11 protein-coding genes and 1 tRNA gene are annotated in these 12,451 nt (G+C 69.0%); 9 read left to right on the top strand and 3 right to left on the bottom strand.

The features are described from left to right. Positions 1-68: 68 nt before the first annotated feature. From MFF01_RS17680 to MFF01_RS17640, 9 genes are all read left to right on the top strand, one after another. Positions 69-2,117, top strand: a complete 2,049-nt coding sequence (locus MFF01_RS17680) for an ATP-binding protein (protein ID WP_238227435.1) — start codon at positions 69-71, stop codon at positions 2,115-2,117. 57 nt (positions 2,118-2,174) lie between these two features. Further along, a complete protein-coding gene (locus tag MFF01_RS17675; RefSeq protein ID WP_238227434.1) occupies positions 2,175-2,471 on the top strand; it encodes a hypothetical protein in 297 nt (98 codons plus the stop codon). Between the two features lie 14 nt (positions 2,472-2,485). Then, on the top strand, positions 2,486-3,355 hold the full coding sequence (gene gluQRS / locus MFF01_RS17670) for a tRNA glutamyl-Q(34) synthetase GluQRS (protein ID WP_238227433.1): 870 nt from the start codon (positions 2,486-2,488) through the stop codon (positions 3,353-3,355). 69 nt (positions 3,356-3,424) lie between these two features. Further along, positions 3,425-4,930 (top strand): acetate--CoA ligase, encoded by a 1,506-nt coding sequence (locus MFF01_RS17665; protein WP_238227432.1) that lies wholly within the window; start codon positions 3,425-3,427, stop codon positions 4,928-4,930. A gap of 75 nt (positions 4,931-5,005) precedes the next feature. Then, positions 5,006-5,821, top strand: coding sequence for a glycosyltransferase family 2 protein (locus MFF01_RS17660; RefSeq protein WP_238227431.1), 816 nt, complete (start codon positions 5,006-5,008; stop codon positions 5,819-5,821). A gap of 13 nt (positions 5,822-5,834) precedes the next feature. Then, a tRNA-Ser gene (locus tag MFF01_RS17655) sits at positions 5,835-5,926 on the top strand. A gap of 536 nt (positions 5,927-6,462) precedes the next feature. Beyond that, entirely contained in the window at positions 6,463-6,819 is a 357-nt protein-coding gene (locus MFF01_RS17650; protein WP_238227428.1) for a hypothetical protein, read from the top strand. Positions 6,820-7,016: 197 nt separating this feature from the next. Further along, positions 7,017-7,772: a toll/interleukin-1 receptor domain-containing protein gene (locus tag MFF01_RS17645; protein WP_238227426.1), complete on the top strand. Its 756-nt coding sequence runs from the start codon at positions 7,017-7,019 to the stop codon at positions 7,770-7,772. Positions 7,773-7,798: 26 nt separating this feature from the next. Beyond that, entirely contained in the window at positions 7,799-9,352 is a 1,554-nt protein-coding gene (locus tag MFF01_RS17640; protein WP_238227425.1) for a T6SS phospholipase effector Tle1-like catalytic domain-containing protein, read from the top strand. A gap of 89 nt (positions 9,353-9,441) precedes the next feature. Here MFF01_RS17640 and MFF01_RS17635 read toward each other — a convergent pair whose 3' ends face one another. The 3 genes from MFF01_RS17635 to MFF01_RS17625 form a co-directional block, all read right to left on the bottom strand. Next, a complete protein-coding gene (locus tag MFF01_RS17635) occupies positions 9,442-10,131 on the bottom strand; it encodes a hypothetical protein (protein ID WP_238227423.1) in 690 nt (229 codons plus the stop codon). A gap of 179 nt (positions 10,132-10,310) precedes the next feature. Further along, positions 10,311-11,117 (bottom strand): hypothetical protein, encoded by an 807-nt coding sequence (locus MFF01_RS17630; RefSeq protein ID WP_238227421.1) that lies wholly within the window; start codon positions 11,115-11,117, stop codon positions 10,311-10,313. A 148-nt stretch (positions 11,118-11,265) separates the two neighbouring features. Then, positions 11,266-11,958, bottom strand: coding sequence for a DNA-binding protein (locus MFF01_RS17625; protein ID WP_238227419.1), 693 nt, complete (start codon positions 11,956-11,958; stop codon positions 11,266-11,268). Positions 11,959-12,451 lie beyond the last annotated feature (493 nt).

The following is a 12,451-nucleotide window of genomic DNA, read 5'->3' as shown; positions in this document are numbered from 1 at the left end:
TCAATCCCGGCTGACATCGTCCGCCCACGTCGCGGAGGGAACGGTTCCGTCGCGTCGGGGAGAGACGCATGACCAGCCAGGCCCTCGTGCTCATCCTCGCCGTCCTGGCCGTGGCCGTCGCCCTCGTGGTTCTCCTGCGGCGGCCCGCCCCCGGTCGGGATGGAATGCCGGTGCTGGAGGGGGCGGAGATCGAGCACCTCCATGACCGCATCCGGCGCATCGCCGAGAGCGAGGAGCGCTACCGCGCCCTGGTGGAGGCGACGACGGAACTCATCGTCCAGCGCGACGCCCTGGGGCGGATCACCTTCGCCAATGCCGGGTTCGGGCGCCTCGTCGGTGCCGAGGCCTTCGCGCTCATCGGGTCGACCGCGGAGGTCCCATGCCTGGAGCGTGGCCCCGTGGAGCAGGGGCCGGATGGGGTACGCCGGATCGAGCGGCGCCTCGCCCCCGCGAATGGGCCGCCGCGCTGGTTCTCCTTCATCGAGATGCCCGTCACCGGCCCGGACGGCGAGCGGCAGTGGCTGCATGCGGGCTCGGACATCACCGGGCGGATCGAGGCGGCGCGTTCGCTCGACGAGGCGCTGACCCGTGCCGAGGCGGCCAACGTCGCCAAATCCCGCTTCCTCGCCACCGTCAGCCACGAGTTCCGGACCCCGCTCAACGGCATCCTCGGCATGGCCGACCTCGTCCTCGACACCGGCCTCGACGCGGAGCAGCGCACCTACGTCGAGGCGGTGCGGACCTCCGGCAAGGCCCTGCTCTCCCTCATCGACGGCATCCTCGATTTCTCGCGCATCGAATCGGGCCGCCTCGACCTTGCCGCCGCGCCCTTCGATCTGGCCGCCCTCGCCGAGGGCGTGGTCGAACTCCTCGCCCCCCGCGCCCAGGACAAGGGCATCGAGATCGCCCTCGACCTCGCCGAGGATCTACCTTCCCTGGTGATCGGCGATGCCGACCGCGTGCGCCAGATCCTCGTCAACCTCGCGGGCAACGCCGTGAAGTTCACGCTAGTCGGCGGCGTCGGGATCGAGATCGCGCGGGCGGGCGACGGGGTCGCCCTCACGGTCCGCGACACCGGGCCGGGCATCCCGTCCGAGCGGATCCCACTTCTGTTCGAGGAATTCGAGCAGGGCGACGGCAGCGCGAGCCGGCGCCACGAGGGGACGGGCCTCGGCCTCGCCATCACCCGCCGCCTCGTCGCTCGAATGGAGGGGCGGATCGAAGCGGATTCGACGGTCGGGCACGGCAGCCGGTTCACGGCGATCCTGCCCCTGGCGGGCGCCTCCGCGGGGGAACCGGCCGTGTCGGCGGAGCCGGTCCGCCTCGACGGACGCAGGGTGCTCATCGTCGCGAAATCCCCGTTCCAGGCTCCGTTCCTCGCCCGCCGCCTCGACCACGCGGGGGCTCGCGCGATGGTGGTCCCGACCGAGGCGGCCGGCCTCGATGCCCTCGCGGCGCACACTTTCGATACCGTCATCGCCGACAGGTCGCTCGGCGATTCCGCCGTACGGACCCTGGCCCGGGCCGCCGAGGGGCACGGCGTGCGCTGCAGTCTCGTCCTGCTCTCGCCCTTCGACCGGCGGGAATTCGGGTCCCCGGGAGCGGCGGGCTTCGACGGCTACCTCATCAAACCCGTCCGCGCCCGCTCCCTGTTCGACCGGCTCGGGGCCTCGACGAAGCCCCCGGCCGCGCCCGCCGAGCCGTCGGCCGCCTCGTCCTCGGAGCCCGTGTCCCGCTCCGGCGCCCGCGTTCTCCTCGCCGAGGACAACCCCATCAACGCCCTACTGGCGACGAAGGCCCTGGAGCGCCTCGGCGCTACGGTGGTGCCCGCTCGCGACGGGCTGGAGGCGGTGGCGCTGTTCGAGACCGGCGCCTTCGACCTCGCGCTCATCGACATCCGGATGCCTGGTCTCGACGGCCTTGAGACCGCCCGGCGCATCCGCACCCTGGAGGCGGCGCGGGGCGGAGACCGGCTCAACCTCGTGGCGCTCACCGCCAATGCCGGGCGCGACGACGAGCGGGCCGCGCGCGCCGCCGGCTTCGACGGCTTCCTGCCCAAACCCCTCAACCTCCGCGCCCTGCCGGCGCTGCTCGAGCGGCGGTCGGACGCGGCCTGACGCGGCGTTCGCGGCCGCGCGTTGACAGGGGCCGGCCGGCACGCGAACACGGGCGCCATGGTCGCTCCTTCTCCCCTCGACGCCCCGACGCCGGATCCGGCTTCCGCCCGCAACGACCGTCGTGTCCTCGGCGGCATCGCGGCGATCGTCCTGGCCGCCGTGCTGATCGGAACCCTCGCCCCGGCCCCGCACCGGCCCGCCGCCGCCTTGGCGCCGAGTGCCGACCTCGCCTGTGCCGAGTGGGGCGACGGTTGCCACGTGTGCCAGCGCCGGGAGGAGGGCGCCGCCTGCTCCCTGCCCGGCATCGCCTGCGTGCCGGGTCCGATGCGGTGCCTGCGCGGCACCGGCGACTGATCCGGGCGGGATCGGTGTCCGCGCCGACCTTTCGGTTCGCCCCCAGTCCCAACGGCCGCCTGCATCTCGGCCACGCCTATTCCGCCCTGCTCAATGCCCGCCTCGCCGCGCGCTGGAGCGGGCGCCTCCTCCTGCGGATCGAGGATATCGACCCGGGTCGCTCGCGCCCCGATCTCGTCGCGGCCCTTGGGGACGACCTCACCTGGCTCGGGCTTCGCTTCGACGGCCCGGCCCGCCGACAATCCGAGCATATGGCCGTCTACCGGGCGAACCTCGACGGTCTCGCGGCCCGGGGCCTCGCCTATCCGTGTTTCTGCTCGCGCGCCGAGGTCGGCGCGGCGGCCGGGGCCGCCGCCGGCGACGGCGCGATCCCGCGCGATCCCGACGGGGCGCCGCTCTACCCCGGTACCTGTCGTCACCTGTCGCACGGGGCCATTGCCGGCCGCCTCGCCCGAAGCGAACCCCATACCTGGCGCCTCGCCATGGACCGCGCCCTTGCCACCGCCCCCGGCCCCCACGGCTTCACCGCCTTCGACCCCGATGGCGCGGCACGGACCGTTGCCGCCGATCCCGCCCGCTGGGGCGACACCGTCATCGCCCGACGCGACGTGCCGACGAGCTATCACCTCGCCGTGGTGACCGACGACGCCGCCCAAGGGATCACCCACGTGGTGCGCGGCGCCGACCTCCTCGCCGCCACTGATCTGCACGTCCTGCTCCAGGCCCTCCTCGGCGTCGGGTCCCCGCGCTATCACCACCACGCGCTCCTGTTGGACGCGGCGGGCGCCAAGCTCGCGAAATCGCGCGGCTCGCAGAGTCTGGCGGACCTGCGGGCGCAGGGGATCGCACCGGAGGTCCTGCGGGCGCGTCTCGGATTCGCCTGAAGGGGCTTGTGCCGCACGTGGCTTTTCCCCTCTCATCGCGAAAAATTCGTGAGGGAGAGCCCTGAGCCCGTGTCCGACCGTTTCAATGCCGCCGCTCATTGCCTGTCCGAGAATGCCCGCCTGCGGCCCGACAAGGCCGCCCTCGTCATGGCCGGCGCCGATGGCGCCGCCACGATCCTGACCTTCGCCGAGGCCGATCGGGCCGTGCGGGCCATCGCGGCCGGTCTCCTCGCCCTCGGCCTCGAACCCGGTGCACGCGTGATGGTGCGCCTCGGCCACGAGGCCGATTACGTCCTCACCTATTTCGCGGCCCTGGCCGCCGGCCTCGTCGCCCTGCCGGCCTCGCCCCAGCTCACACCGGCCGAGGCGGCGTTCCTGGCGGCGGATTCCGGGGCCGCCGTGATCGTGGCCGGCGCCGATGTCGTCCTCGATCCGGAGGGCGTCGCCGGCCGCATCGTCCTGCGGCCCGCCGACATCGCCGCCCTAAAGGCGGGGCCGCCGCTCACCGCCTATGCCGATACGGCGGCCGAAGACCCGGCTATCCTCGTCTACACCTCGGGCACCACGAGCCGTCCCAAGGGCGTGCGCCACGCCCACCGCTCCGTGCGCGGCCGGGCGCCGATGCATGCCCATTGGCTCGGCCTCACGGAGACGGACGTGATGCTGCATGCCGGCACCCTGAACTGGACCTACACGCTCGGCGTCGGCGTCACCGATCCGTGGGCCTGCGGCGCCACGGCGGTGCTCTACGACGGCCCGCGCGACCCCGCCCTGTGGCCGGCCCTCATTGCCCGGCACGGCGCCACGATCTTCGCCGCCGTGCCCAGCCTCTACCGCCAGATCCTCAAATACGCCGACATGGCCGCCCACGATCTCTCCCGCCTCCGCCACGGGGTTACGGCCGGCGAGGCGTTGCCGGCCGAGCTTCTCGCCGCCTGGGAGAGCGCCACGGGCAAGCCCCTCTACGAGGCGCTCGGCATGAGCGAGATCTCGACCTATGTCTCGAGCGGCCCGACCATCCCCGTGCGGCCCGGCTCGCCCGGCCGGCCCCAGCCCGGTCGCCGCGTCGCGATCCTGCCAACCGAGGGCCCGCCCGAGCCGCTGCCGTCGGGGGAGGTCGGCCTGCTCGCCGTCCACCGCTCCGAGCCCGGCCTCATGCTCGACTACTGGAACCGGCCCGACGAGGATGCCGCGGTCACCCGCGGTGCGTGGTTCACCGGCGGCGACCTCGCCCGCTTCGATGCCGACGGCTACCTCTGGTTCCACGGCCGCAACGACGACCTCATGAACGCGCTCGGCTATCGCGTCTCGCCGAGCGAGGTCGAGGCGGTCCTCGCCCGCCACCCGGACGTCGCCGAGGTCGGGGTCGCCGAACTCGCCGTGCGCGCCGACCTCAACGTGATCGCGGCCTTCGTGGTGGCCAAACCCGGCACGGCGCCCGAGCCAGCGTCCCTCATGGCCTTCTGCGGGCAGCATCTGGCCGCCTACAAGTGCCCGCGCGAGATCCGCTTCCTCGACGCCCTGCCGCGCACGCCCAACGGCAAGGTCCAGCGCCGCCGCCTCGGGCAGGGATGAGGTTGTGGCGGGGGAGGGGGGCCGATAGAGCGAGGCACCTCCCACAAGGATCCCAGCCCCGATGCCGGCCCCGCGATGACCGCCCTTCCCCTCTCCGTCTTCATCATCGCCAAGAACGAGGCCGACCGCATCGGGGCGACGATCCGGGCGGTGCGGGACCTCACCGACGACCTCGTGGTGGTGGATTCCGGCTCCACCGACGGCACCCAGGCCCTCGCGGCTTCCCTCGGCGCGCGGGTGATCCACAACGACTGGCCGGGCTATGGCCCGCAGAAGCGCTTCGCGGAAGACCAGTGCCGGCACGTCTGGCTCCTCAACGTGGATGCCGACGAGGTGGTGCCCGGCGATCTCGCCGACGCCATCCGGGCCACCTTCGCGGCGGGCGAGCCGGCGCATCCGGCCTATCGCATCGCTATCGCGGAGATCTTTCCCGGCGAAGGCCGCCCCCACCCGTGGGCCTATCGCCTGACCCCCGTGCGGCTCTACCGCAAGGATCGCGGCCGCTACTCGCCGTCGCCGGTCCACGACCGTGTCGACCTCGCGCCCGACGCCTCCGTCGGCCGCCTGCGCGGCGTGATCCACCATTTCTCGGTCCGGTCCCTGGGCGACCAACTCGACAAGCTCAACCGCTACTCCGACCAGCAGGCCGATGATCTGGCCGCCCGCGGCGTCGCGATCCCAACGTGGCGCCTGTTCGTCGAGCTGCCCGGCAACTTCCTCAAGGCCTATCTCGGCCGCCGCCACTTCGTGCGCGGCACCTACGGCTTCCTCACGGCCATGAACTACGCCATCTCGCGCCACCTGCGCGTGGCCAAGCACTACGAGCGCCGCCGCGCAGATTCTCACGCCGATCCCGAATCTCGGCTTGACCGCCCGGACGCGAAATTCTAGATCGGCGGCCTGCGGAGACGTGGCCGAGCGGCTGAAGGCACTCGTTTGCTAAATGAGCGTACCCCGAAAGGGGTACCGAGGGTTCGAATCCCTCCGTCTCCGCCATCTACCCCAAGCCGCTGTAAGCCTCTGGCAAACAAGCGGCTTTTTCTTTGCCGAAAACGCATATGACCCCGATTTGACCCCGAACTTTAAGGCTGTGGAAATCCCTGGCCCGTGTCCGCCAGCCCTCCGCGCCGTAGGAAAGCGTGCTGACGAGTCGCCCAACACCCGCGAAGTATCCTGCGTCCATGATCCAAGACCCGTATCGGTCGCTGCAAGCGGGTATCGGTTAGCGCTACCCGATACCGTCTTGGGACCGCTCCTAGGCGCCACCAACGTCCCGGCGCGGCCGGCCCGGCAGAGAGGTGCGAGCAGACCATCGAGCGCGGCCCGAGGAGCTCTTTCAACCAAACCATCGATGCCGGCGGCATGCGCTTCGAGATGACGTCGCCTGCCAGGTAGGTTCGAGGTCCGCGACGCCTTTCGCATGTGGGCGCTTCGCATCCGGACCGGGACGTCTCCCCCATGTCCAGGTCCAGGCCGCATCCCACGGGATCCGCTAACCTCGGCATCCTGGATTCGCAGGAGACCAAGCGATCATGGCACCCGAGGAAATCAAGGCAAAGGTTCACCAGACCTACGAGAGGGCTTTTCAGGGCTCGATGTCGTACAGCCGCCGTCACCCGCAGGTCGATCACCTGTTCCGCGACCTGAAGCTGTACGGTCGCGACGCCGGTGCCGATTTCGCGGTCACGCACCTTGGCCGGATCGTCCAGGATGTCCTGGATGCGGCCGGGAGCAGGCAGATGTCGCTCACGCTGCACGCCTACGAGTTCGGTAAGGCGGCCATTATGGGTCTGGAGGAAACCCTGCGCGAGCGAACGGGCCTGCGGGTGGAGGTCGTGAAGTCCGCGATCACGCTGATTTGGGCCGAGGAGAGGGCCGGACTTATCTGATCGCTCCGGCCAGACACGTCGCCCGTCGAGGCACGACGCTCAAGTCAGCGGCGTGCCGGCTCTCCTGAAGGCAGGTCCGTACCCGGAGCCATCAGCCTCTGCCGACCGACGTATGGCCGTAAGCGTCCGTCGCACCCACTGCGAGCGGGCCTGGACTGAGGGGAACAAAACGAGCCCAAGCGATTTGGTTCCTAGACTTGGCCGTCAAATTCCGGGGGGCTGGCATGCTTGCGAAAACACTGGCCCGGCCTGCCAAGGGCAAGTCGCCTGCCGACAAGGCGGCGGCGCCCCGCGTCCGGAACGCGGACCCTTCCAAGTCGCCCAGGCCAGCGACCAAGGCCAAGAAGGCCAAGATCCGGATCTTCGTCTCCTACTGCCACGTGAACGCGGTCCAGCAGGCGAAGCTGCAGGTCCACCTAGCCCAGTTGAAGCGTGACGAGGTCGAGACCTGGTTCGACGGCGACATGGCAGCCGGCGACAAGCTGGGCACCGAGATATCCCGTAAGCTGCGGGAGGCGGACATCTTCGTCGCGCTTATGAGTCCCGAGTACATCCACAGCCACTGGTGCCAGCTTGAATACAATCGAGCCATGCGCCGGCGCGCCAACGGCGCCATGCGGGTCGTGGTGGTCATTGTGCGGCCTTGCGGGTGGAAGGATACGGGCGCGTCCGAGCTCAAGGTGCTTCCCCGCGACGGGCGGACCGTGAGCGATTGGCGGACGATGGACCACGCCTTCGCCGACGTGACCGAGGGCATCAAGGGGGCCGTCAGGGCGGTGAGGGCATCGAAGGTCGCGACGCCCGGGGCAAAGCCGGCGCGTGCGTCCAGATCCGCTGCAGCCGCCAAAGCGAAGCAGCGGGCACCGAGGGCCAAGGCAACGCCGGGCGCGAGGCCGAAGGCCAAGCCCGGGGCGAAGGGCGGTCGCACGGTACGCAAGGATGCGGTCGGGTAGGAACGGACCGGAGGGTCGGTAACGACATGCCGAAGAACATCGTCGTCTTCTCGGACGGCACCGGTCAGGACGGCGGCGCCAGGCCGGAACAGCGGCTCAGCAACATCTTCAAGATGTACCGCGTCTGCAAGACCGGGCCGGAGAATGCCATCGACCCGACGGAACAGGTCGCGTTCTACGACCCGGGACTCGGCACGGATATCGGGGCGTCCGCGATGACCGCGCCCGTCCGTTTCATCCAGAAGACGGCCGCCTCGCTGTCGGGGCGCGGCATCACCACGAACATCGCCGACTGCTACGCCTTCATCGTCAACCACTACGAGGAGGGGGACCGGATCTTCCTCCTCGGGTTCAGCCGCGGAGCCTACACGGTCCGCTGCGTGGCCAACCTGCTGATGCTGTGCGGCGTGCCGACCCGGGCAGCCGACGGCGGCCAACTCCTACGCTTCCGCAAGATGACCCGCGACATCGCCCGCGAGGCCGTCGACACCGTCCTCGAACACGGTGCCGGACATCCCCGCGAGGACTACGACGCCGAGCGCAGCGAGATGGCGCGCCGGTTCCGCGCGCGCTACGGCTCGGTCCACCAAGACGGCGGGGATCTCGCCAACGTCGCACCCTACTTCATCGGCACATTCGACACGGTGGCCGCCCTGGGCGTCTCGGGGGCCAAGCGAACGGTGATCCAGGCCATCGTCGCCGCCGCCGTCGGCGTTCCGTTGACCCTGATCATCGCGACCGCGTCGGCGGCCTTGGCTGGCCTCCTCCACCTCGCTTTCGACGTCCCGTTCTGGTCGATGGCCGCCGCCCTCGTCGCGGTCGCCGTAGGCGTATCGGCCATCGCCTATGACGTCGTTCGGTATCGGCTCAGGCTGGCCCGGACGAAGACGATCACGGACTATCCCACCCCCGGCGAAAGCCGCAGCCACGAGGCGCGATGGGAGGGTGCGAACTTCGACAAGCTACTCAGCGCCCAGGTCGGCTACGCCAGAGCCGCCATCGCCATCGACGAGCGTCGGGAGGATTTTGCACGGGTGAAGTGGGGGCCGACCGCCGTGGCGCCGCCGCGGGAGCCTGGCCTACCGCCGATGCTGATCCAGATGTGGTTCGCCGGGAACCACTCGGACATCGGCGGCAGCTACGAGGAGACCGAATCAAGGCTGTCCGACATCGCACTCAAATGGATGCTCGAACAGGCGGTAGGGATACCGGATGGCCTGAAGGTGGGCGGGATGCCGGCGGTTAAGGACTGGCGCCATCCCAAGGAGGTCATGGAGATCCCACGCCTGCACCTGTTCCCGTCGTCGGCCGGCGTTCAGCATTGTGAGGTCGCGGGGATGCGCGACACCATCGAGGAGCGGATCGCCCCCTGGTACGTGCCGGAGCGTGTTCGCGCATGGGCACGAGGCAAGAACTGGGCGGTCCAGGACCGCCCCCGGCCGAAGAACGGCGCCACGCTGCATCCCAGTGTCGCCGAGCGCTTGGCGCTGGAGGATGTCCAGCAGTGCGATGGCAGGCATCCCTACCGCCCACCGCTGGTGAAGGGCGATCCTGCCTTCGCCCATCTCTACGGGCCATGACCGACCTCGGGTTGGTAGTGTCGGCCTCCTGCGCGAACGGGTCGAGCGGATCGTGCGACCTCGGATGGCCGCCAGCAGGACGGAGACGTCTAGGAGCCCAGATAGACCACCGTCTCGTCCGGTCGGTAATCCGAGAAAGTCCAGCCGACGAGCCGGGCCGCCTTCGCCAGGCGGTCCTTCGGACGCCGTGCCATGTTCCTGCGGAAGGTGAAGGCGGCGACCTCTGCCGTCGCCCCTCCGCCGATGGGATCGGGCCAGACCAGGTCGTCGTATCCAGAAGGCTTACGAGGAGGCGGCGCCCCCTGCGGGCCGGCGTAGCCGTACAGTTCGAAGGCCCGAAAGCGTAGCAGGTGGGAGAGATGGCCTTCGGGGACATCCTCACGCTTGCTGTCCGTCAGCTTGGCGATGAAGGTGGGCGTGTAACAGATGTTGCGCAGGTCGCTGTACGACGCCGGGTCCCGTGCGGCCGCATAGAGATGGTTGCACTGCAGGTCGGGTCCGCGCTTGAAGCCCGTGGCCCACTCGAAGGCCGTCGCCGGGCTCGCGTTGTCGTCCAGCATCGCGTCCCCGATGATCGCACCCTTCGGGCCGCCTCGGATCGTGCGGAAGACCGCGCGTGTCCCTACGGAGCCGACCGCATCGGGATGCGCGAAGACCGTCAGCGAGGCGAGCGCCTGGTCGAGCGAGCGCCACGCCGACAAGCCGATCAACTGGACGAGGACGCGCCGGCCATCGTTTTCGAAGTCCGCGAGCGTTGGAAGCGGTCGAAGCTGGTCCACTGCGATGCTCCTGGTACTCGCCTGGGCGCCTACGCGAGCCGCTCAGTCGGTTCGGGTTGGCGCTACGGCATCCCATGAGGTGTTATGCGGATGCCAGAGGGGCGTAATGTACGGCTCCGAGGGTGTGTGCGATGGCGAGTAGGAACGACGGCCTGCCGATGCCCAGAAGCGTGCAGGCTTCAGAGATGGCCCTGGCGGTGCATCTCGCTTAGGGCGTTGAGTGCCCAGCTGCGGAGGTATTCGATCCGCAGCACGACGATTCCGGTGTCGCCAGTCCGCCAACGACACACGATGCCGGTCACGCGCGCCTCCGCAGGTGTCCAGGACTGACCGCCCCGAAGACATTCGACGTAGCGGGTGTTCCAAACCGTGGAGCCGCTGAAGCCCGGCGGCAGGGGCAGGTGGCCGGCGCCTCCGATCATCTCGGCGTGCTCAGGGGAATGGTGCAAGGCGATGAAGTAGCGTCCATCAAGGCCCTCGGGTTGGGCCTCCATCGCCTGAGTTGCATAGGACGTCGATGCGCTGAGCAGGTTCTCGAAGTGGAAGCTTGAATTCTCCTGCGCGTACCCGCGGAAGAACAGGATTTCCCGTGGCACCGTCGCATGGGCCCACGTGATCGACGCCTCCTGGATCGCCGCTGCGCGATGGTCGACTGACCACGCAGTTTCCGGGACCGGGCACAAGGCACAGTCGATTGGGTAGGAAGCTGAAAGCGATCCATGCGCGCAGCGGATGACGCTGTCCGTCCCGTGGAGGCCGTGAGCCAAGTCAGGGAGTTCGCTGTTCGTCGCCGGGTCGAGGATGACGTGCTCATTGGTGAGCAGGAAACGCCGCTCGAACAGTTCGACGAAAGACCCCGTTCCCGACAGGCGTGGAACGTCGTCTGGCTTCTCGTATGAAATGGGCGTCACGAACGGCGCCGTGAACGCCTGCATTTCCTTCACGACATGGCGCTGGTGTGCCTTCCAATCGTCTTCGGTCATCATGCCATCCGAGCCGCGCAAGGATGATCGCATATGCCGAGGCGTTTGTTCCGATGCCGCTGACTTCGTCGCCGATCACCCGTAGGCCGGTTTCACCGGGCGCCGGCCGAATTGTAGAGGTTGGCTCCGGGAACCGGGTCGTACCTGGCGGTCAGGCGGTGCGGCGGCCATACCGCCCCTGCGGTTGAGCCTCGAAGTATTTTCCGTGCTTGATGCGCACGTCCATCTTCTTCTTGAGCACGCCCGGGGTGAGCGGCTCCTTGTGAAGGGCGGCCCCCCGTACGGTCCATGTCTTGATCTCGGGTAGGATCTCGGCCGGGGTCATGGCGCTTCCGTCCGGAATGATGTCGTGGATCTCCTGCATGACGCGGTCCCAGAACTCCTCGGCCCGCAAGCGTTCGAGTTGGTTTTCGACCTTGGCCAGCCGCGTCTGGAGACGCTCGCCGTCCTGGTCTGCGGCGACACCCTTGGCCTTAAGCACCGCGTTCTCGGCCTGTAGCGTCTCGATCATGCCGAGCAGGTGCTCGCGGTCCTGTGCCTCCTCCCTGCGCAGGGCGGTGGCCTCCTCGCGCTCGCGAACGAACTTCTGGGTAGCCTCGCGCTTGGCGCGCTTCCACAGGTCCATGGCGAGAATCTGGGAGGCCTCCTTCATGTCCTTGGGCAGGTCGGTGGGTTCGTGCCTGGCACTGTAGCCGCGTTTTTTGCGCCAGGCGCGCAGGTGCTTGCAGACCTCGCGGGGCGAGCCGCCCTTGTCTAGCGCAGCGCGCACGTTGCGCAGGCTGGGCCTTTCGCCCTTGGCGAGCAGCTTGTCGGCGGTCAGGAATACCGAGAATTCGGTTGGCATCGGGGCCTCCGGCGGGTCGGGGGCAGCTTGCCTGGGCCGGGTTAAGCACCCGTCACGCGGGGCGGTCAGGGCCGCGGGATTCGCGACTCCAACGGCGGGTATCGGGTAACGCTATCCGATACCTTTCGCGCGATGCTTTCGACGGTTTCGCACACGGACTGCGATAGTGAGCCAGTTGGAAATCTTAGTCGCTGACCCCACCTCGCTGTTGCACGCAGTAGCGGTAAGGAGGGGTCTGTGGCGAACTTGAGTACAGGTGCCGTGACAATTTTGCAGCACTTCCATACGAAGGGTCTGCGACAGGGGGATTACGAGCTCCCGGGGATCCTGGTAGCTCTGTTTGACGACCCGCAAGAATGCGAGGCGGCAGAGGAAGAACTAGAAGGAATGGGCATTTTGACCCTTGGGCGCCCCCCGCAAGCGCATATTCCTGTTCCTCACCGCGTGAGGTCCGCCGCTCTTACGCTTGACGGAGAGCGCTTCCTTCAGCGTT

It is taken from the genome of Methylobacterium adhaesivum (genome assembly GCF_022179065.1).
Lineage (GTDB): Bacteria > Pseudomonadota > Alphaproteobacteria > Rhizobiales > Beijerinckiaceae > Methylobacterium > Methylobacterium adhaesivum.
The sequence above is the reverse complement of the archived record's forward strand: the minus strand, read 5'-3'. Positions and strand labels throughout refer to the sequence as shown.